This window comes from Mageeibacillus indolicus UPII9-5 (genome assembly GCF_000025225.2).
Classification (GTDB): domain Bacteria; phylum Bacillota; class Clostridia; order Saccharofermentanales; family Fastidiosipilaceae; genus Mageeibacillus; species Mageeibacillus indolicus.
Window position 1 is genome coordinate 872,842 of sequence record NC_013895.2, and the last position, 20,398, is coordinate 893,239.

The following is a 20,398-nucleotide window of genomic DNA, read 5'->3' on the forward strand; positions in this document are numbered from 1 at the left end:
GGACACGGGTATCGACTCGTGTAAGGTAGAGCTACCCACTTCGGTAGCTCTATCTTGTCTATTAGAGAAAGGGATTTTAATCTTAAATGGCAGAACCTGTAAAAGGAAGGATACATTCAATTGAGTCAATGGGGTTAGTTGATGGACCGGGAGTTCGTACCATCTTTTTCCTGCAGGGCTGCCCTTTGCGTTGCAGTTTTTGCCATAATCCTGACACTCAAGCTACAACCGGCGGAACGCTTATGACCCCAGAAGAAGTTCTAGCTAAAGCCAAACGTTACCGACCATATCATCGAGAAGACGGTGGCGTAACTTTTTCCGGCGGCGAGCCTTTACTGCAAGGCGAATTTTTGGCGGCAACTCTTAAACTTTTACATGACAATGGATTTAACACTTGCCTTGACACCTCTGGTTACGGCGATATAAGGTATTACGACAAAATTTTCCCTTATGTAGACACGATTTTGCTGGATGTTAAGGCATTTAATCCGACCGCATTTAGAAAAATCGCCAAGGTTGATATGCAAATTTTCAAGAATTTTATTGAAAATTTATGGACGTACGGCTTTAAAGGGAATATTTGGTTGCGGCATGTTATGCTCCCAGGCTACACCGATAATGAGGCATCCATGATACAATTGATAAGGGTGATCGAGCCGATTGCTAATTTTATCGAGCGAATCGAAATTTTGCCTTACCATACAATGGGAGTAGATAAATATAAGGCTTTAGGAAGAAAATATGAGTTGGAAGGCTTACCGCCTATGGACAAAGCAGTAGCTAAAAAATATCAAATATTAGCCAATAAAATATTTGCTTTGTACATACATAGCTCACGTTACAACAGAAAGGTAGAGTCGCGTATGTCAACCGAAAATAATATTAGATGTGAATTATTACCGCCTGAACAAATAACGGCCCTAGAAAATGAATTTAAAGAAATTCCATTAATTCATGATATTATATCCGCGTCTTCTGAAACGATGTGGACACATTTTAAATTTTTCCGCGTTAATAAAGGGGATTTTGTATTTCGTACCGGCGACTCTGCGAATTACATGTATATAATCTGTCGAGGCCATGTAAAAATTTTCCATAACACGGCTGACGGCAGAGAGCAGATCCTTTATATATATAATAAGGGTGATTTTATCGGCGGGCTGAATGTACTTGGAGGCAAAGATTATTTGTATATGGGACAGGCTTTGGAGGACAGCATTATTGCAGCTTTCCCCAAGGCAGATTTTGATCGTTATGTCGCCGGCAGTCCAGCCATATTACAAAGAATACTGCTAAAAAGCTTTGATCGTATACGCTGGGCGGAAGACTTGATCAATCGGCTTACCACCAGCAATGCTACTATGAAAGCTGCCGCCTTGCTGTTGCGACTCAAAGACAATTTCGGTGTCCCGAGTAAGGACGGCATCAGGCTCGATTTGACGATTAATCGCGAGGAAATGGGAAATTATTCTGGTTTGACGCGGGAGACTATTACCAGAAAATTGGGTGAGTTTAAAGATATGGGATATATTGATTTTATCGGAAATAAAGTAATCATTATCAAAAACTTAGAAGCTTTGGAAGATTTTTGCTTTTGATTCTTAGTAAGAAAAGTGATACAATAAAACGGTATATCTTTTCGCTTGCCGTAGTTAGCTTACGGCGTGGTGAATAATTTTGTCGATTCTATTGTTGAGGTAGATATGAGTTATTTTGCAGATTGGAATAAAGAAATTGAACAGGTAACCGCCAATGGGCAATCAAATCAGTTCGTTAAAGACTATTACCGCCTAGAACAGCAGGCTTATGATAGAATTTTAAAGTCCTATCCAGATGTTCAGCTGAGTGGTAAATTTACTGATATTCAAGACAAATTAGGTTTTGCTGGAGAATCAGCCATATTTTTAGGCTTTCTCGAAGGCATTAATCCTTGTTTAACCTCCGAATTGGACTTGGACAGCTTGGGGGATGACAGTGTATTGGATCTTCAAATTGATTTTGCCAAATTATTATATAATATGTATGATGCTAAAGCCAATTGGCTATATGATCTTGATTCTTGGCAAAATGTTTTTTCAGATGCCGAGCACAAGGAAATTGCAAAAAAATTCCGTACAGATCATATAGCTGTGAGCAACAAGATCGGTCGTAATGATCCATGCCCTTGCGGTAGCGGCAAAAAGTACAAAGCCTGTTGTGGGAAAAATTGAGAAAAAAACCAACCGCAATTCTTAATTGTAAAAGAGGAAGGGCGATATAATATCTTTACTGCTGCGCCCCGTCATTGCAGGTTCAAAAATTCATGCTGAGTACTAATCCGACAACGGCAACCGAGATAAGAGGTTTTTATGCAAAAAACAGTTTCAATAAAAGACATTTTTTCCAATCCTTCAGACTACCTTGGCCAACAGGTGACGGTTGCAGGGTGGGGCAGGACAATACGTGACCAAAAACAGTTTTGTTTTGTCGACTTGGCGGACGGATCGTGTTTGCCAATGTTACAAGTTGTGGCTACGACAGATTTGTCGAATTATTCTGAACTGGTAAAAGCTGGTAACGGAGCGGCGCTGATTGTAACCGGTAAGATTGTCAACGCTCCTCAGGGAAATCGTCCGGTAGAAATGCAAGCTCATACGGTTGAGGTAGAAGGCATTTCGCCTTCTGATTATCCGCTACAGCCTAAACGTCATACAGTTGAATATTTGCGTACCATAGCACATTTACGCCCACGAACAAATTTGTTTAACGCCGCCTTTAGGGTGCGTTCGGAAGCAGCTTTTGCCATTCATGATTTTTTTCACAAACGCAACTTTGTCTATGTCCATACTCCGTTGATTACGGGCAGCGACTGTGAGGGTGCTGGCGAAATGTTCACCGTAACAACCTTAGATCAAAAACATATTCCGTTTAATGATCAGGGAGAAGTTGATTACACTCAAGATTTTTTTGGTAAGCACACTCATCTTACGGTTAGCGGTCAACTGAACGGCGAAGTTTTTGCTCAAGCTTTTAAGAATATATATACATTTGGACCTACTTTCCGTGCTGAAAACTCTTATACACCGCGTCATGCCGCCGAGTTCTGGATGATTGAACCGGAGCTTGCTTTCGCTGACTTAAATGACATGATGGGCGTAGCCAAAGATATGTTGCAGCACATAATAACTCACATACTAAAAAACTGCCCGAATGAAATTGAATTTTTCAATAAATTTATTGACAAGGGGATTAAGGATCGGTTAGAACATGTGGCTACAGCCGATTTTGCCCATGTTACATATACAGATGCGATTGAATTGCTCAAACAGGCTAAACAGGATTTTAAATACCCAGTATATTGGGGTGTGGATCTGCAGACTGAACATGAACGCTATTTGACCGAGCAACTGTTTAAAAAACCTGTTTTTGTCACCGATTATCCTAAGGAAATTAAGGCTTTTTATATGAGGCTTAATGATGACAACAAAACAGTTGCCGCGGTGGATTGCTTGGTACCAGGTATCGGAGAGATTATAGGTGGATCACAAAGAGAAGAGCGGCTCGATTATTTGACTAAACGATTGGCTGAAAACAACTTGCCGCAAGAAGAATATTGGTGGTATCTTGAACTACGCAAATACGGTTCAACTCGTCACGCTGGCTATGGCCTTGGCTTTGAGCGACTGATCATGTATTTAACCGGTATTTCTAACATCCGCGATGTACTGCCATTCCCGCGTACAACCGGTTCGGCTGAATTTTAAAATTATGGCTGTTTCAGTAAACCCGGCGCCGTTTGGCATGCCGGGTTTTTACATTTTGGTGGTTTTTGACGATTTTTGTCCCAAATTGTTGCTAAAGAAGTTTTTTTCTCAACTTATAATTAAATTGACCGGCCAACATAATCTACTAACTACCGGTTAAATAATAAATTTTAAATATAATTAGGATAAATTATAAGGTGAGAGATGAACAAGCTAAAAGACTTAATAGAAAAAGATCGACCACTCGAAAAATGTTTGGAGCAAGGTGCCAAAGTGCTTAATGACAGTGAATTACTCGCGCTTTTATTGGGCAACGGCAGTCCTGACTGCGATGTGTTGAACTTAAGTTGTCGAATTATTAACGGTATTACTGTAAGGTGTAATGAACACGAAAGCTTTTATAATTATGCCTTGCTAAATTATCGTTATCTAAGCAATTTCCCCGGCATCGGTAAAGTGAAAATAAGCCGTATAATGGCGGCAATTGAATTGGGCCTGCGGATTGCGGCGGCGAACCCGGTTAAAAAGTTACCCTTAGTAAATCGGCCGGATTTGGTGGCTAAATACTTATATCAAGAGATGAGCTATTTAGACCACGAGGAGATCTATGGAGTATTTTTAAACACCGCCAATCGAGTTATTAAAGTTCAACACTTAGCAACCGGAGGCCTAGATAAGTGCATGTTAACTCCACGTGATATTTATCATTATGCTTTGGCTTGCAATTCTGCCAGTATAATTTTGGCTCATAATCATCCCAGTGGAAATCTTGAACCGTCTAAGGCGGATCTGGTGGCTACACAAAAATATTGCAATCTAGGCAATGAACTATGTCTGCCTTTGGTAGATCATCTTATAATAGCCGGGCATAATTATGTTAGCCTGCGATCCGTTCATCCGGAAATTTTCCTTCCTCTCACATAAACAAAATTATTATTTTGTTTATGTGAGAGGTGCATTAAGAAACTATTCTTCCAATCTCATCAGTGCTAATTTTTGAATTCATTATGAAATTTGAGGAATCAGTCATCAGCCTAACGAAGAATTTTTTTGAATTAGCTTATATATCCCAAGTAAATCAGCAATTCAGCGGTAAGAACGGCTCCGCCCGCGGCCCCTCGCAAAGTGTTATGAGATAAGCAAGTGAATTTATAATCCATAATATTGTCTTCACGTAATCTGCCTAAACTTATTCCCATACCGGCATATAAGCCACTATCAAGACGCGGCTGTGGCCGATCATTTTCTTGGTGATAAGTTAAAAACTTGACCGGAGCGGATGGCAAATTATATGACTTAATAGGCGTATGATAATTTTCCCAAGCAGAAATGATTTGTTCAAGCGATGGCCGTTCTGCAAATTTGACTGCAACCGAAGCAGTATGCCCTTCCTGCACTGCTACCCGATAACACTGAGCCGAAATAATAGGTTTTTCAGCCGGTATAATATGATCAGACGTATCTTGGGCCAGTTTACCCCAAATTTTTAGCGGCTCACGTTCACTTTTTTCCTCTTCGCCTGGAATGTAAGGAATTAAATTATTATTCATTTCAGGCCAATCAGTGAAGGTTTTGCCGGCCCCGGATATAGCTTGATATGTCGAAACCATAAGTTGTTGCGGTCTAAACTCCAGCAAAGGCGTAAGAGCAGGCACATAAGTTTGGATAGAGCAATTTGGCTTACATACGATAAATCCCCGTTTAGTGCCCAAACGGCGGCGTTGAACCTGAATCAAACGTGAATGCTGCGGGTTTATCTCCGGGATAAGCATTGGTACGTCCATCTGCCAACGATTGGCCGAGTTGTTGGAAATAACCGGCAACTCTAATTTGGCAATATTCTCTTCCAGTTTTATCAATTCATCTTTAGGCATATCAACAGCACAAAATACCAAATCAAGTTCATCTGCCATCGAGGCTATGTCAGCTGTATTATGCACAACTAATTCCCGACACATCTCTGGGATAGATTCAGAAAGTTTCCAACGTCCGCTAACAGCTTGTTCGTAAGTTAATCCGGCTGATTTTTTCGAGGCAAATAAAGCCGATAGTTCAAACCAAGGATGTCCGTCAAGTAATGTCACAAAACGCTGCCCGACATAGCCTGTTGCCCCGATAATACCTGCTTTAAACTTTTTCATAATTTTACCTCCGCTAAACTTTACTTCTCAATTCTAGCATAAAAAGCTATAATATTATAAGCGTAATGGATTAATATCATTAATATTAAGGGGTTAGCGTTTTGAAAGAATCAAACAGCATTTTATCGGCAGACGAGCTACGTTTGCCAACTAATCCGACAATTCAATCGAGTAAGACAGCAGCTGAACGGAAAGATTGTAAAAATGCAACTGTACAGGTAGATTTCCCGGCCCTTACGGACTTTTTAGCTTATCTTTCCGGTATCAAAGGTCGCTCGGCTCTAACGATAAAAGAATACCATTATGACTTAGTTTTGTTTTTTCGTTATTATAAGATTTTACAAAAGCGCGTCCCGCATGACCTCGATTTCCGGGCAATACCGCTTGATGACATTACTGAAGCCGATTTAAATCAGATTGATTTAAAGATACTTTATTCTTTTATAGGCTGGTTGGCCAACGAAAAAAAGGCTTCAACAGCGAATCGCAGTCGTAAAATAGCTACTTTACGCAGCTTTTTTAAATATCATCATACAAAAACACGTTTAATCAAGGAAAATCCGGCCGCAGAACTGGAAAGTCCTAAACAGCTGAAGAAGCAACCACGTTATCTGGAAGTTGAAGAAAGCAAGCAGTTACTGCAAACCGTTGCTCAAGCGAATTCCAATTTTTCCCAACGTGACTACTGTATTCTTACACTGTTTTTAAACTGCGGATTACGTTTAGCCGAATTATGTGGAATAAATTTGGGCGATATCGGCGAAGACACCTTGCGCGTGCTCGGCAAAGGTGGAAAAGAACGTACAGTTTATCTTAATGGAGCTTGTATCGCAGCTTTGAATGCCTATTTGCCGGAGCGCAAACAACAAAAAAACAGTTTTAATTCAGCAGAGAAAAAGCAGGCTGAAACGCCACTGTTCATAAGCCGGCAAGGTAATCGCATATCTCATCCAGCAGTTCAGCTTTTAGTAAGAAAATATATAATTTTGGCCGGTTTGGATCCGCATAAATATACGCCACACAAGCTTCGGCACACCGCCGCAACGCTTATGTATAAATATGGTCACGTAGACATAAGAATGTTACAACAAATTTTAGGGCACAGTTCAGTAGCTACAACAGAAATATATACGCATCTCGATGCCGACAGTCTACATAATGCCGTAGAAAAAAATCCGTTAGCCGATGAACGTAGCTGCTGACTTTGATGCATGTGTAAATACTTAGCAATTTTTAGAAACTAAATCCTAAAGTTTTGAAAATTTCAGCCAATAATGATATAGGTCGTATCCATATCCACAACGCTACGATGGCCGCAATCACAATTATTATAGTAACAACATGGCTTGCCTTATTCTTGTTACTCATCCTGCGATATTTGTCTTCAACGCGTGACGCTGTAGTATATCCCTTAAGACGGTAACGTTTATTTTGATAACGGGTGCGTAAAAGTGACATTTTGTCCTCCATTTCAGCATACAGAAATAATAGCTTTGCAGAAGCTTTGCAGATATCATGGCTAAATATTATATCATATTAACCCCTGTTAATTAATACAACAGATGAGTTTCTTTATAATATTTAATAAAATTCAGCCGACAAAATTATCCCAGAAATATTGCTCAAAGCGATAAATTTTAGTCGATTTCCAGTTAATATCAATAAAGCCCATTTATCCATAGAGGTAATGTATCCGTGCACTTCCCGGTGATCTGTGAGTCGTAAAGTCGCTTGTATTTTGCTCTTACATGCATATTTAGCCGCATTTTCTATCCGCTCGTATGCTCGGCGGTTTTTCAATGCAATTTTGTTTAAGCTTTTGTCAATTGACTCGAGGCTTAATTTACCGTAACCGTAACTATAACTGTATGAATGCATATCAATTTCTCCTTTTCGTATCAGCTATATAATAAGTTTAGCCGAGGGTAAGAAATTTGTCAGCAAATTATTCTGTTTTTCGGCCTCGTAAAATAAATTTGATTTCCTCTATTCTTTCACCGGTAGAAGTGCCGTTTAGCCAATAAACATAGGATTTTCCACGCAATAAGCTTAGTTGACGTTTGGCGTAATTACGCGAATTTTGTCGAATTTTGTCGACTACTTTATCTCGATCCGCCGGTTGATTTTCGTCGGATCTATCGAAATATGGCAGCCACTCTTTATAACCGATAGCAACAGTAAAAGCAGCATCTGGTTCAGGATAAGTTTGCCTAATTTGCCTAGCTTCAGCTTCCAGTCCGGCAGCTATCATCAAATCCACCCTATGATTAATGCGTTCATACAAGTATTGACGGGGTAAATTGCAGGCGAAAACCAAATATTCACGCTCAGGACCATTTATACGTGAACGAATATTTATTTCTGTAGGCGTCAAACCGGTCTGCTGCCAAACTTCTAAAGCGCGTACAATCCTTTTTCGATCACGTGGTGCTAATTTGGCAGCTGCAAGCTGGTCAAACTCGGCAATTTTAAGCAGCATCGCCTCCCCGCCCAACCGTTCATACTCTTGCTCCAAATGCAAGCGCAAAGAACGGTCTGCGGGGACTGATATAAATTGTAATCCCTCCGCCAAAGCCGAGATATATTGACCTGTGCCGCCGCAAAATATAGGAATTTTCCCCATTGCAATAACTTCTGCCGCTGTACGCCTTGCCAAATCGACATAATCACTTACATTATAAATAGAATTAGGTTCTCGGATATCAAATAGGCGATGTGGTACAGTAGCTCGGTCTGCCGCCGTAGGTTTAGCTGTACCTATATCCATGCCTCGGTATATTTGCATTGAGTCACAGCAAATAATAATGCCGTTCATTTCATCTGCCAGTTGCATTGCCAAATCTGATTTGCCAGATGCTGTAGGGCCAGTTATAATTATGGCAAAATCATCTCGTTTATTGTTAGCATTCATACTCATATTTTATATTATCCGTTTAAATCGTTTTTCTAATTCTTGCTTGCTTAGGCGAATTATAACCGGGCGGCCATGCGGACAATTATACGGTTGTTTCAAAGCGGCCAGCTCTTGTAACAGTGTTTTTATTTCGTCTTCAGTTAGTGGGTCATTACCTTTAATTGCGGCTTTACATGCTACAGTTGCTATAAATCCGTAAAGCTGGTGTTCCGGCCAGGTCTTATCATTGGGCTTAACCTCGTCACGTAAATAATCCAACACGGCTTCAAATGCTTCAGTGGGGTTATTGGTGAGGAGGCAGGCTGGAACAGTGCGTAAAATCAAGCTTTCTCCATCAAATTCATCAAATTCATAGCCTAAATCAGCTAGATCATTTCGAAAATTAAGTGCCATACGTTTGTCGTCAAGATTCAGGCGGATCGGCACGGGTATCAATGTCTGCAAACGCAGCTCGCGCTCGTTAAGCTGTTGCATAAATCGTTCAAAGAGAACCTTTTCGTGAGCGGCATGCTGATCGACAAGCCAAAGTTCTTCATGGTCAGCCAAAATAATATATGTGTTGAATACTTGGCCTACCAAAGGCAAGAAAGGAAGTCGGGAAGCAACATCTTTGGTATCGACTCCTATGATTGTGCCGCCCTCTCCCGTTCTTGCACTTACGTCAGCAATTGCTATTTCGCTCTCGGGTTTAGGCTCAGTTCCGAGCTTACGTCCAGCCTCGGGGTTAAGCTCAGTTTCGGACTCCCTTCCGGCCACAGTTTCACAAACGGCATCGCTTCCCAAGCCAACACCCATCGCTTCACCTTCATTTTGGCCTTGCGTTGCCGCGTGCGTTGCTGCGTGCCCGTCTCCGTCAGCGTCGATTGCGGCAAAAGGTTCATTAAGAGCCACATTCTCAAATGATTTATTTACCGGATAATTGGCTGCCGGCCTTTGGGCAACACAAGAATCGATAGAGTCCGGTAAAGTTGTTCCACCCCTATTTTCCTTACCGGCCGACTCAGGTTTAGTTCGATCCGACCAATCGCCTGGCGGAAGAACATCTTCAGCTAAAGCAGATTTTATAGTGTGATAGACAGAATTAAATACTGTACCTGAATTCCAAAATCTCACTTCTGACTTTTGCGGATGAACATTAATATCAACTAAATATGGCGGCAAATTAAGTTTTATTATAACAACTGGATATTTACCTTTCATGAGCCGATCTCGATAGGCTTCATCAATCGCCTTAGTCACCGCGATATCATGCACCGGACGATTATTGACAAAAACTAGTTGACTTGCTCGCGAACTGCGAGCCGCTCCAGGTTGCCCAATCAAACCACTTACCTTAACGGGTGAATTATCCGCCATATCCAATTCCGGTAAAGCAATCAATTCACTTGCTGTCTGTTTGCCGAATAACGAAAAAACCACGCTAGGCAGATCATTATTTCCGGGCGTATGCAGTAAAATTCGTTCCGGAGTAGACAATAAAAAAGAAACATCAGGTCGAGCTAAAGCTAATTTTTGAACTATATCAATAATTTTATTTAATTCAGTTGAATCTTTTTTCAAGAATTTAAACCGAGCCGGTGTATTAAAAAACAGATCTTCGACAGTTATACATGTACCTATAGGAGCCCCTACAGGTGTGATTTCAGACCATTTTCCACCGTCAACCTGTAAAGTTACTGCACTCGGAGCATCGGCCGTTCTGGTGATCAGGTTAACCTTAGCAACAGCAGCAATCGATGCCAAGGCTTCGCCTCTAAAACCCATTGTGTCTAGATTATCCAAGTCCGATATAACGGAAAGTTTACTGGTTGCATGTGGCAAAAAAGCCAATTTTGCGTCTTCACCAGTCATTCCACAGCCATCGTCCAAAACTTGTAAATACGAATTCCCGCCATTTTTTATTGTTATTTTAATATTTCCGGCACCCGCGTCCAAAGCATTCTCACACAATTCCTTGACCACAGAAGCTGGACGCTCAACCACTTCACCGGCGGCAATGCTGTTGGCTGTTTGAACGTCCAAAACTTTTATTTTATTCATACTCTTACCCCGTTTCAAAGCTGAATTTTGGCGGCCTTGCCGATATATTCGTTTAATAAATGAAAGGCGTCTAAAGGAGAAAGTTGCTGTATGTCTAAATTCTTCAATTCTTTTACGAGCTCTTTCATAGCTGGATCAATGCTGCCCTGTGAATTGAAAATGGCTATTTGCCCAGATAAAGGTATCTCTTTGCGGAACTTCAGCCTCGTCCGACCAGCATTATTCTTTTCCAAAAGCTTCAGCAACTCATTTGCTCGTTCAACCACATTTTTCGGCACCCCGGCCAAGCGTGCTACTTCAATACCGAAAGAATCATCCGAGCCACCGCGTTCGATTTGATGTAGAAAAATTATTTCTTCACCCCGACGTTCAACAGCGACATGATAATTTATAACATTAGGCAGGATATCCTCCATCTCAACCAATTCGTGATAATGTGTAGAAAATAATGTACGCGCTTGAATTCCATCTTTGCCTGTCAATGTTTCAATAACTGCCGACGCTATTGCCAATCCATCATAAGTGCTTGTACCACGGCCAATTTCGTCCATGATCAGCAAACTACGTTTGGTTGCTTTGGCAAGAATCGTCGCCACCTCATGCATTTCGACCATAAAAGTAGATTGTCCTGCCGTCAAGTCGTCCGAAGCACCGATCCTAGTGTATATTGCGTCGACTATACCTATTTCAGCCTTCGCTGCCGGTACAAAACTTCCCATTTGCGCCATTATTACAATTAAGGCAGTTTGACGCATAAATGTAGACTTCCCGGCCATATTGGGGCCAGTGAGCAAAAGTAATGATTTGTCATCAGGTAAAATCAAATCGTTGGGAACGAACCTTCCTTTCTCAACAAATTGCTCAACCACTGGATGGCGTCCTGCTATTATATGCAATTTGCGGTCAACATAAATATCAGGTCGGACAAAATTATATTTGTCCGCGGCCTCGGCCAAGGCTGCCAAAGAATCAAGATAAGCCAGATTCGCCGCTGTTTCTAATAAATCATGGCCAAAGTCAGCCGCCATTTCACGCAATTCGGTAAACAAGGAATATTCAAGCTGCAATAATTTTTGCTGGGCACCTAGAACTTTTTCTTCCAAACTTTTAAGTTCATCAGTTATATATCGTTCTCCGTTGGCCAAGGTCTGCTTACGGAGGTAATCAGCCGGAACTTTTTCAAGATTGCTTTTACTTATTTCAATATAGTAGCCGAATACTCTGTTATAGCCGATTTTTAAATTGCGTATACCTGACCTGTCTCTTTCCCGTTGTTCAAGCTGCAATATCCAAGAACGACCATTCGCTGAGGCCTGACGTAATTCATCACAGCTTGCGTTATAACCATCTTTGATTATACCGCCTTCCTTGGGCGAGAGCGGCGGACGTTCAACCAGAGCTTTATCCAAAACGAGACGAAGATGGTCGAAACAATTGATTTCGGTAAACAAACTTTTCAAGAGTGGATTTTTAAATCTTTCCGCCAAATTAAGCAGAGCCGGCAGTTTGTCTAAAGTTGAACGCAGATTGCCAAGATCTCGCGGACCGGCAGTATAGTTCAATATTTTTGTCGTCAGTCGTTCCAAATCCTGCATGCCGCGCAAAATTTCACGCAGTTCCTGCCTTAGGATAAACCCTTCCTTTAATTCTTGTACTGCTGCCAGTCGTTCATCAATTTCGACTTTGTTAAGCAAAGGTTGCTCCAATAGTTTTCGAAGCATACGACTGCCCATAGCTGTTTCCGCACAGTCTAAAAGTCCCAGCAAAGAACCGCGCTTACTTCCGGATGCCATGGATTCAGTAAGTTCTAAATTGCGTCTGGCAACGTTGTCCAAGAATAAAAAGTCTTGCCTTTGATAAAGTTTAGCCGGTTGTAAGGCTGAGGCCGGATAATTCTGTGTGCTGGCTAAGTACCAAAGCAGACCATTAACAGCTTTGCCGCATAGATCGGCCTTTCCGGCATCGGTTTCCGGCCAAAAAGCCTTAAACTTATCGGTTGCAAAAGCGTCATCCGGCAATTCCGATACCAAAACTCCCTTTTTTACCAATTCGTCTGCGACTTCAGATTCATAAAATTTAGTGTTTCCGACTACCTCGGCAGCCATAAGACGCTTGATTTCATCGCCAACCTGATCTGCACAGTTGCCGAGCAAAAAAGACGTCGTTTGTAGTTCGTAGGTAGTAATATCAATATAAGCAAGCCCATAATATGATTTGCTTTGATAGACGGATACAAGATAATTATTTCGACCGGATTCTAGGGCTTCCCCCTCGGTCACAGTACCAGGCGTAACTATTCTTATTATTTCACGCTTAACTAATCCCTTGGCCAAGGCAGGGTCTTCCATTTGCTCACAGATGGCTACTTTTAAGCCATTGGCGATAATTTTGGCAACATAATTGTCCACCGCATGAAACGGAACCCCACACATGGGTGCTCGCTCTTTCTGGCCGCAATCACGTCCGGTCAAGGCAAGTTCCAGAAGTTTGGCCGCAATTAACGCGTCATCAAAAAACAGTTCGTAAAAATCGCCCAAACGAAAAAACAGCAAACAGTCCGGATGAGAACGTTTCATTTCAACATACTGCTGCATCATCGGACTCAGAGTTGCCAAATCTATTTTGTCCAGCAAAGGAGTATCCATTAAAGCCACCTCTCCCAAGCACCTTGCAAAGAAAATGTTTTGGCTTCGGTTACTTTAACTTGAGCAAGTTTCCCTTCAACTATGCCGGCGGCAGCAATCGGGCTTAGCGTCCGACCGGATAAGGCCGCTAATTCATTTGCTGGAATCTCAAAGTTAATTAAATGGTTGTCACTGAAACGGCCGGTAAACATGCCCGGATTATGGTCACTTATCCCTTCGATTAAAACTTCGCCGCTACGATTCAGTCGACGCAAATTAGCCGCCAAAGAATTTTGATTTTGCAAAGTAACCAACCGATCAAAACGCTCGGAAACGACTTCCGCCGGGACTTGATTCGTCCATTTGGCGGCCGGAGTCCCCGGTCGCGGTGAATATTGGAAGGTAAACGCACTGTCATAACCTACTTCGCCAACGATACGCAAGGTTTCGGCAAAATCTGCTTCAGTTTCGCCGGGAAAACCGACAATAATATCAGTAGTTATAGATAAATCCGGTATCTTTCGTTTGGCTAAATCGACAATTGACATGTATCTAGCAATATTGTAGTGTCGATTCATCTTACGCAAAACTGCGTCGCTCCCCGATTGTAATGGCAAATGTATGTGACGCTCAATATTCGGATATGCCGCCATAACATCTATTAACTCAGGTGAAAGATCTTTCGGATGAGAAGTCATGTAACGAATACGCGGCAGGCCAGAATGCTCCGCCGCCAAAGCTAGTAGTTCAGCAAAGCTCATTTTATCAGCCAAGTCACGGCCATAAGAATTAACATTCTGCCCCAAAAGCATTACTTCGGTATAGCCGGATGCCGCTAATTCCTGCAGTTCCCGCAATATTTCTTCCGGCTGGCGACTGCGCTCACGCCCTCTGGTAAAAGGAACAATGCAGTAAGTACAATAATTATTGCAGCCGTACATAATAGTACATAAAGCACGATATTTTCGCTCGTGCAAAACCGGAATACCTTCTGCAACCACGTCATCAGCCGTAATATCATAAACCCGTCTGGTTCCGTTAAGTCGCCGCCATAACAATTCTGGGAAACGGTATAAATCGGACGGAGCAAGCAGAACATCGACAAAAGGATAGCTACGTTTAATCTTTTCCACAACTTCTTCTTGCTTCATCATACAACCGCAAGTACATATAAGCATACCTGGATTGGATTTTTTCAAAGGCTTAAGTATACCTAAATTACCAAAAAATCGGTCGGAAGCATTTTCTCGCACCGAGCAGGTGTTAATTAGAACAATATCCGCAGATTCCCGATTCGCAGCGGGGGTATAACCCATCTTTTGGAGTAAACCAGCAAGTTTTTCTGAGTCATTGTCATTCTGCTGACACCCGAAAGTTTGTATAAAGTAGGTCTTATTTTCACCGAGCAACTTACGAATATCCGCGCATATTTGCAATTGTCGGATTATCTCAGCCGCTGTAATTTGTATCGTCGCCACATTTAGCTCCTTTTAATATCTCATCGTCAGTTGCGCCGCGCATTATTGTCGCTCCGCCCAACACCAAATCATCTTTATAGCATACAACAGCCTGACCGGGGGTGATTGCCCGCTGCGGTTCTGCAAAAATCAAGCCTACTTGATCATCAGCCAGTGGATACAATGTCGCCGGAGCGGCGGTGGCTCGGTACCTAATTTTTGCTTTTACGCTTAACGGTTCACTTAGTTTAGGCCATGCGCTCCAAACCGGATTATTAGCTATTAATGCTGTTGCATAAAGATCTTCATCCGCAGCTAAAATAACCTCATTTGTATCCATACGCAAAGCCTTGACAAAAAGAGGATGCTTATAAGCTATACCTAAACCCTTGCGCTGGCCGATCGTGTAATGAATCAACCCGCGATGACGCCCCAAAACTGTGCCATCAGACAAAATAAAATTGCCGGGACGCGAAGTCCGCGCACTAAACTCTTCAACAAAACGCGCATAGTTGTTGTCTGTAACAAAGCATATTTCCTGACTGTCCCGTTTATTGGCAACCGGCAGGCCGGCTTCCAAGGCTATTTCTCTGACTCTCTCTTTAACCAAATCGCCCAATGGTAGCAAAAGATGAGAAAGCTGTTGCTGCGTCAAAGTATATAAAGCATAAGTTTGATCCTTAGCTGTTGTAGCCGATAAAGCTAAAGCATAACGACCTGTAGCTTGATTGTAGACTACTCGTCCATAATGCCCGGTTGCAATATGGTCAAAGCCCATCATAAGTGCTTTTTGCAAAAACTCTTCAAATTTTATATGGCGATTGCACAAAATACATGGATTAGGAGTTTCGCCCTGCCAATATGCGTCAACAAATGGAGCTATAACCTGTTTGCGAAAATCATCCTTAAAATTAAGCACATAATACGGTATTCCTATCTTGGCCGCGACCCGACGAGCGTCTTCAACCGCTGAAAGTGAGCAGCAACCGCGATCGCAATGATTCTCTTCGCGTTCATTTTGCCAGATCTGCATCGTAGCTCCGGTCACATCATATCCGTGATCAACCAACAACTTGGCAGCCACCGAGCTGTCCACACCACCACTCATAGCTACCAAAACTTTACCCTTACTCATTTAAATAAGAAATCCTCCGTTAGGGCTCAATACTTGGCCCGTTACAAATCCTGCCTCACGGCCTACGAGAAAGGCTATGGCAGTTGCAACATCAGCTGGGGTTCCCAAGCGTCCGACCGGTGTCTGTTCAATAAGTTCAAGACGAGTCGCAGTTTCAAGAGAACTGTTCATAGCCGTGTCAATAACTCCCGGAGCTACTGCATTTACAGTTATTCCAGAAGGTCCCCATTCTTTAGCTAAAGCTTTGGTCAAACCGATTTCGCCGGCTTTGAGTGCTGAATAAGCTACTTCGCAGGACGCTCCAGTAATCCCCCAAATTGACGATACCATGACAATTCTACCCCATTTGTGCTGCAATAAATGCGGTAACATGGCTTGACAAGCAAAAAGCGGTGTTTGCAAATGCAAATATTGCAATTTACAATAAGTTTCCTCCGTCAAATCATTAAGTGGAGCTATATTGGCTGTTCCAGCACAGCTAACAAAAATATCTGGATTCCCAGCAATATCCTGACAAAGCTTAATTAATGTACTACCCGCTTCCGGCTTCGCCAAATCAATTGTAATAACGGTAAAAGTCTGAAGTGGATAAATTTTTTTCAACTCATGTGCCAGTTTTTCTGCCGCCGTTGGGTTGGAATTGGCCTGCAAGCAGATATCAGCTCCCATGGAAGCAATTTTCCTTGCTGCCGCCGCTCCTATCCCGCCTGAAGCTCCCGTAATTAAGGCTAATCTATGTAATAAACTCTTGTATTTGATCAATTGTGGCTTACTGTCTGCTGTAACATGCCACTGAATTGCCGTCAAATCTAATGTCTTCATAACTTACTCCTGAAACAACTTAAAAATTAAACTAGCCAAGTCTGCACTCGGGCAACAAAATCAGCCAAGTTCGCGACTCGACGCTTGATTCATATCTAAGGTAAAGTATAAACTAACCTAATTCATTTTGCTCTGCCCTGCAGGTTGATTTTACCAGTAATTAAATCAAGTCCTAAACGAGCTGCCGCTGCCTGCCTAGCTGAATTTTCAATTGTATTGTCTGCTGGCGGTAATTGATAGTCTTTATACCTGCTTTGCAAAGCCATGCCTAGCAAATAGTCTGTCATTGCTGGATTTTTCGGCAAAAAGCTCCCGTGGGCATAAGTACCTAATATAGTGCCGTTCATGCATCCTTCGTCTTTTCCAGAAATATTATTTCCATAACCAATAATAGTTTTAGCAAGCGGCTTTGCTTCAGGCAATAAAATTGTATTACCAGAATGATTTTCAAAGCCAAATAAATAAGCGTCTTCTCCATCAGCCAGCCATTCAGCCTTATAAACGGTATCGCCGATTAAGCGTTTAGGACGTCCTTCAGTATAAACAGGTAAAAGATCCAAACATTCCATGCGTTTGCCGCTATGCGTCATAAAATATCGGCCAAACAGCTGATAACCGCCGCAAATGCACAAAAATGGTTTACCGGCCGCAGCCGCAGTCATTATGGCAGATTTTTTGGCAAACAAATCCGTAATTATATTGCTTTGCTGCTCATCTTGCCCTCCACCAATAAAGAAGAAATCATAATTATCCGGATCCAATTTATCACCAGTGCTAATTTTAGTGTAAGTTATATCAATTTTTCGCAAGCCAGCCCTATATTTCAGCGCAATTATATTGCCGAAATCGCCGTATAAATTCAACATATCCGGGTACAAATGGCAAATACGTAAATTCATAGCCTTTCCTCCGTACTCCATTGCTGTGAAAAATGATAACAGTTTGCCAAAGCAGCTCTAATACCAAGCATTGCCGTATAATTGGCTATTATATAGAAATCATGATTACTAGTTTTCGAATCAATTATCGACTGACAAAGATCCAATGGCCTGATTAGGTAATTATTATTCAGTAAAGAATATCCTGCGTAAGTTAGACGTAAGGCCAATTCCGCCCCACGCTCTCCGGCCACATATACGGGGTGTGCCGAAGCAGCAAATTCTTCAAAAGGTACATCCCATATCCAAGATACATCACAGCTGTCGGCAACGTTACTGTTAAGTAAGAATAAAATTGAAACTTTAGGCTGCAAACCTTCAACAGACGTATTTTTTTGACCGACGCTCATCTCGGCCGGCGGAAGCAACGGCAAGGTTTGGGAAAATCCTACCGGATTTTTAACCAGCATCAGATGCAGTGAACATCCGCCGGGCAAAGAAATAATTTCCTGTCTGCCGAAAGCTGCCTTGGATCCGCTCAAATATCCCGACAGCTTTAAAAATCCCGTCTCTGCTTTATCATCACATTTGAGGGCAGTTGCGGCATGAGCAGAACAGTTCAGCAAAGTATCTGCTACAGCAACGGCTGCACAGGCATTATATGCATTAAACAACCCTTGTAACGGAAAATCTACTGTCTTTTCATAGTGGCGAAGAGGCTTACCAGCAGTAGCAACATGTTCTACCAGCTCGGTCAGAGACCCGGCGTAAAGGCGCAAACGACGGTCTTCAGTCTGTGAGAATGAATATTCTGGCTCTTGTCTAATATAACCGCATTTCGTGCATGAATATCCGCCCAAATGGCTCATTGTATGCCAATTGTAAAGCAATTGATTTTGGCAACACGGGCAGGATGTCGTCGACATATCAGTTTTAAATTCATTAGCAGAATTATTAACCCCAGATGATAATGATGTGGCAGCGACATGTAAACCATAGTATTTGACTGAAGTGCCAGCCCCAGCAAATTTTCGTAAATTAGCGACTACCGGGTCATCGACGCATAAAATTAAGTTTTCCGGCGAAGCATCCTCTATTCCCTTGCCGATCAAATCATAAACAGTATTTACTTCACCGTATCGATCCAACTGATCACGGAAAATATTGGTAACCAATAAAACGAGTGGTTTCAGTTCACCCGCCTGATGCCCCAAAGTCGCTTCGTCTACTTCTATGACATAAATGTCAGTATCAGCTGGTGCAACTGTGAAAGCAGTCACTATTCCCGACAACAGGTTAGCTCCGCTGGCATTAGTGGCCACTTTAAAGCCAGCAGACCGCAAGACTTCGACGATTAAAGCCGTAGTCGTTGTCTTACCATTAGTGCCAGTAACCGCAACTACTACCTTATCAGCTGCCAACTTTGCTAAAATATTCCGGTCAAATTTAAGCATAACCCTACCAGGCAAAGTTCCGGCGTGATGGCCGGTCAAATGCAAAAGTCGTGCCATAACTCGGCCTAAACAAATCAACAAAGCAGTTATTAAAGCTTTTACCATAATCCCCCAAAAAAGTTAAAGCGGCTCAGAGAGCCGCTTTAAAGATAAGTTCTTAAAATTTTATTTAATTTCTTCTAGGCGGCGGGCTACCAATACATAGCGCCCATCAGAATCAGCTGTGTGGTATGGCGTTGTACACATTGAAAGCGTCAAAAGATGGTCACCATATTTCGCTTCAACACCAGTATCGTAAAGAGCTATTTTCTTTATATTGCTGATATAATCATTAAATTCCTGTTCATTCTTGGAACCGAAAAACTGGTAGTACTTAAATACCTTGTCGGTTCTGTTATAAACTTTAGAACGGGCAAAAGCTACGACTTCATACTTATATTTTTTATGCAAAGTACTGTATTCAAAGGTTTTATTTTTCTCCCAGAAAGCTTTGTCATTATACTGCAGGAAATCGTGGAACTGTGAACCATTGTCAGTCTCATGCCCATAAATCAAGTAGTTGTCACCATCTAAAGAACACCTAGAATCTATGTAAGGCAAGCCGTAAATATCGTCAGCTTTCTCAAAATTGCGACGCAAATAAAAATCTCTGTCATTCGGAGTATACATAACCGGATAGTTAACACGAGAATTGGGAAGGGTAATCCAACCTACCATATCAGGGTTCTTCTCTGCGCTTGCTTTTAAATCCGGCAAAACTTCAGTTGAATTAGGTTCTTCCGGCTCGGATCCCTCAGCTCGATCTGTTTCCCTTTGCACCGCTGTCAAAGATGATTCGGAAGGAACCGACTGTTTGCTGGGTTTATTCATTGCCAGAAATATTCCCGCAACGAGTCCGAGAAAAATAACAACCGACACGGATATTATAACGGTAAACTTTTTATCTTTCATAAGTCCTCCAAAATTATTGAATTAATGTGATTATACCATAGTTTCACCACTATACCAAAGCAAATATGTAAAAAAAAATGTAACGTATTCAGGTAAAATCGGTATAAATATGCAATAAAAAGCCACAAGGCAAGTTACCTTGTGGCAATGGTCGGAGTGACAAGACTTGAACTTGCGACCTCTTGCACCCCAAGCAAGCACTCTAGCCACCTGAGCTACACCCCGAATCACTCCAACCA

The 20,398-nt window shown here is 42.0% G+C and carries 17 protein-coding genes and 1 tRNA gene; 5 read left to right on the plus strand and 13 right to left on the minus strand.

Annotation, left to right across the window (positions count from 1 at the left end):
• Window positions 1-86 precede the first annotated feature (86 nt).
• The 4 genes from pflA (at window position 87) to radC (ending at window position 4,667) form a co-directional block, all read left to right on the plus strand.
• Window positions 87-1,598 carry a pyruvate formate-lyase-activating protein gene (pflA, locus tag HMPREF0868_RS03950; RefSeq protein WP_012993409.1) on the plus strand — a complete coding sequence of 504 codons (1,512 nt, stop codon included), beginning with the start codon at window positions 87-89 and terminating at the stop codon, window positions 1,596-1,598.
• A gap of 105 nt (window positions 1,599-1,703) precedes the next feature.
• Window positions 1,704-2,210, plus strand: a complete 507-nt coding sequence (locus HMPREF0868_RS03955) for an SEC-C metal-binding domain-containing protein (RefSeq protein ID WP_034574097.1) — start codon at window positions 1,704-1,706, stop codon at window positions 2,208-2,210.
• Window positions 2,211-2,348: 138 nt separating this feature from the next.
• The gene (gene asnS / locus HMPREF0868_RS03960) at window positions 2,349-3,743 is read left to right on the plus strand and encodes an asparagine--tRNA ligase (RefSeq protein ID WP_012993411.1); all 1,395 of its coding nucleotides are present in this window, start codon (window positions 2,349-2,351) and stop codon (window positions 3,741-3,743) included.
• 204 nt (window positions 3,744-3,947) lie between these two features.
• Window positions 3,948-4,667 carry a RadC family protein gene (gene radC, locus HMPREF0868_RS03965; protein WP_012993413.1) on the plus strand — a complete coding sequence of 240 codons (720 nt, stop codon included), beginning with the start codon at window positions 3,948-3,950 and terminating at the stop codon, window positions 4,665-4,667.
• 131 nt (window positions 4,668-4,798) lie between these two features.
• Here radC and asd read toward each other — a convergent pair whose 3' ends face one another.
• Window positions 4,799-5,884 carry an aspartate-semialdehyde dehydrogenase gene (asd, locus tag HMPREF0868_RS03970; RefSeq protein WP_012993414.1) on the minus strand — a complete coding sequence of 362 codons (1,086 nt, stop codon included), beginning with the start codon at window positions 5,882-5,884 and terminating at the stop codon, window positions 4,799-4,801.
• Window positions 5,885-5,985: 101 nt separating this feature from the next.
• On the opposite strand from asd, the gene HMPREF0868_RS03975 reads away from it, so the two are divergent.
• The gene (locus HMPREF0868_RS03975; protein ID WP_012993415.1) at window positions 5,986-7,086 is read left to right on the plus strand and encodes a tyrosine recombinase XerC; all 1,101 of its coding nucleotides are present in this window, start codon (window positions 5,986-5,988) and stop codon (window positions 7,084-7,086) included.
• 31 nt (window positions 7,087-7,117) lie between these two features.
• Here HMPREF0868_RS03975 and HMPREF0868_RS03980 read toward each other — a convergent pair whose 3' ends face one another.
• The 12 genes from HMPREF0868_RS03980 to HMPREF0868_RS04035 all read right to left on the minus strand — a co-directional run bounded on the left by HMPREF0868_RS03980 (window position 7,118) and on the right by HMPREF0868_RS04035 (window position 20,384).
• Window positions 7,118-7,342: a hypothetical protein gene (locus HMPREF0868_RS03980; protein WP_034574102.1), complete on the minus strand. Its 225-nt coding sequence runs from the start codon at window positions 7,340-7,342 to the stop codon at window positions 7,118-7,120.
• Window positions 7,343-7,465: 123 nt separating this feature from the next.
• Window positions 7,466-7,762 (minus strand): hypothetical protein, encoded by a 297-nt coding sequence (locus HMPREF0868_RS03985; RefSeq protein WP_012993416.1) that lies wholly within the window; start codon window positions 7,760-7,762, stop codon window positions 7,466-7,468.
• A 67-nt stretch (window positions 7,763-7,829) separates the two neighbouring features.
• Complete coding sequence (gene miaA / locus HMPREF0868_RS03990) at window positions 7,830-8,801, minus strand: tRNA (adenosine(37)-N6)-dimethylallyltransferase MiaA (RefSeq protein ID WP_012993417.1); 972 nt, start codon at window positions 8,799-8,801, stop codon at window positions 7,830-7,832.
• Between the two features lie 3 nt (window positions 8,802-8,804).
• Window positions 8,805-10,838 (minus strand): DNA mismatch repair endonuclease MutL, encoded by a 2,034-nt coding sequence (mutL, locus tag HMPREF0868_RS03995; RefSeq protein WP_012993418.1) that lies wholly within the window; start codon window positions 10,836-10,838, stop codon window positions 8,805-8,807.
• Window positions 10,839-10,852: 14 nt separating this feature from the next.
• Window positions 10,853-13,483 (minus strand): DNA mismatch repair protein MutS, encoded by a 2,631-nt coding sequence (gene mutS / locus HMPREF0868_RS04000; protein WP_012993419.1) that lies wholly within the window; start codon window positions 13,481-13,483, stop codon window positions 10,853-10,855.
• A complete protein-coding gene (gene miaB, locus HMPREF0868_RS04005; RefSeq protein WP_012993420.1) occupies window positions 13,483-14,940 on the minus strand; it encodes a tRNA (N6-isopentenyl adenosine(37)-C2)-methylthiotransferase MiaB in 1,458 nt (485 codons plus the stop codon). Before miaB ends, mutS begins: the two co-directional genes overlap by 1 nt.
• Window positions 14,912-16,054, minus strand: coding sequence for a tRNA 2-thiouridine(34) synthase MnmA (gene mnmA / locus HMPREF0868_RS04010; RefSeq protein ID WP_012993421.1), 1,143 nt, complete (start codon window positions 16,052-16,054; stop codon window positions 14,912-14,914). The genes miaB and mnmA overlap by 29 nt, the downstream gene beginning before the upstream one ends.
• The gene (gene ymfI / locus HMPREF0868_RS04015) at window positions 16,055-16,876 is read right to left on the minus strand and encodes an elongation factor P 5-aminopentanone reductase (protein WP_012993422.1); all 822 of its coding nucleotides are present in this window, start codon (window positions 16,874-16,876) and stop codon (window positions 16,055-16,057) included.
• A 122-nt stretch (window positions 16,877-16,998) separates the two neighbouring features.
• Complete coding sequence (locus HMPREF0868_RS04020; RefSeq protein WP_012993423.1) at window positions 16,999-17,775, minus strand: type 1 glutamine amidotransferase; 777 nt, start codon at window positions 17,773-17,775, stop codon at window positions 16,999-17,001.
• Window positions 17,772-19,313 (minus strand): Mur ligase family protein, encoded by a 1,542-nt coding sequence (locus HMPREF0868_RS04025; RefSeq protein WP_012993424.1) that lies wholly within the window; start codon window positions 19,311-19,313, stop codon window positions 17,772-17,774. The genes HMPREF0868_RS04020 and HMPREF0868_RS04025 overlap by 4 nt, the downstream gene beginning before the upstream one ends.
• Window positions 19,314-19,373: 60 nt before the next feature.
• Window positions 19,374-20,159 (minus strand): class B sortase, encoded by a 786-nt coding sequence (locus HMPREF0868_RS04030; protein WP_012993425.1) that lies wholly within the window; start codon window positions 20,157-20,159, stop codon window positions 19,374-19,376.
• 148 nt (window positions 20,160-20,307) lie between these two features.
• Window positions 20,308-20,384 (minus strand) — tRNA-Pro (locus HMPREF0868_RS04035).
• Window positions 20,385-20,398 lie beyond the last annotated feature (14 nt).

Coding starts and splice junctions, on each gene's coding strand:
- HMPREF0868_RS03980 (WP_034574102.1), bottom strand. CDS start 7,342: ATGTCACTTTTACGCACCCGTTATCAAAATAAACGTTACCGTCTTAAG.
- pflA (WP_012993409.1), top strand. CDS start 87: ATGGCAGAACCTGTAAAAGGAAGGATACATTCAATTGAGTCAATGGGG.
- HMPREF0868_RS04030 (WP_012993425.1), bottom strand. CDS start 20,159: ATGAAAGATAAAAAGTTTACCGTTATAATATCCGTGTCGGTTGTTATT.
- radC (WP_012993413.1), top strand. CDS start 3,948: ATGAACAAGCTAAAAGACTTAATAGAAAAAGATCGACCACTCGAAAAA.
- HMPREF0868_RS03985 (WP_012993416.1), bottom strand. CDS start 7,762: ATGCATTCATACAGTTATAGTTACGGTTACGGTAAATTAAGCCTCGAG.
- miaA (WP_012993417.1), bottom strand. CDS start 8,801: ATGAGTATGAATGCTAACAATAAACGAGATGATTTTGCCATAATTATA.
- HMPREF0868_RS04020 (WP_012993423.1), bottom strand. CDS start 17,775: ATGAATTTACGTATTTGCCATTTGTACCCGGATATGTTGAATTTATAC.
- asnS (WP_012993411.1), top strand. CDS start 2,349: ATGCAAAAAACAGTTTCAATAAAAGACATTTTTTCCAATCCTTCAGAC.
- mnmA (WP_012993421.1), bottom strand. CDS start 16,054: ATGAGTAAGGGTAAAGTTTTGGTAGCTATGAGTGGTGGTGTGGACAGC.
- mutS (WP_012993419.1), bottom strand. CDS start 13,483: ATGGATACTCCTTTGCTGGACAAAATAGATTTGGCAACTCTGAGTCCG.
- HMPREF0868_RS04025 (WP_012993424.1), bottom strand. CDS start 19,313: ATGGTAAAAGCTTTAATAACTGCTTTGTTGATTTGTTTAGGCCGAGTT.
- HMPREF0868_RS03955 (WP_034574097.1), top strand. CDS start 1,704: ATGAGTTATTTTGCAGATTGGAATAAAGAAATTGAACAGGTAACCGCC.
- asd (WP_012993414.1), bottom strand. CDS start 5,884: ATGAAAAAGTTTAAAGCAGGTATTATCGGGGCAACAGGCTATGTCGGG.
- ymfI (WP_012993422.1), bottom strand. CDS start 16,876: ATGAAGACATTAGATTTGACGGCAATTCAGTGGCATGTTACAGCAGAC.
- mutL (WP_012993418.1), bottom strand. CDS start 10,838: ATGAATAAAATAAAAGTTTTGGACGTTCAAACAGCCAACAGCATTGCC.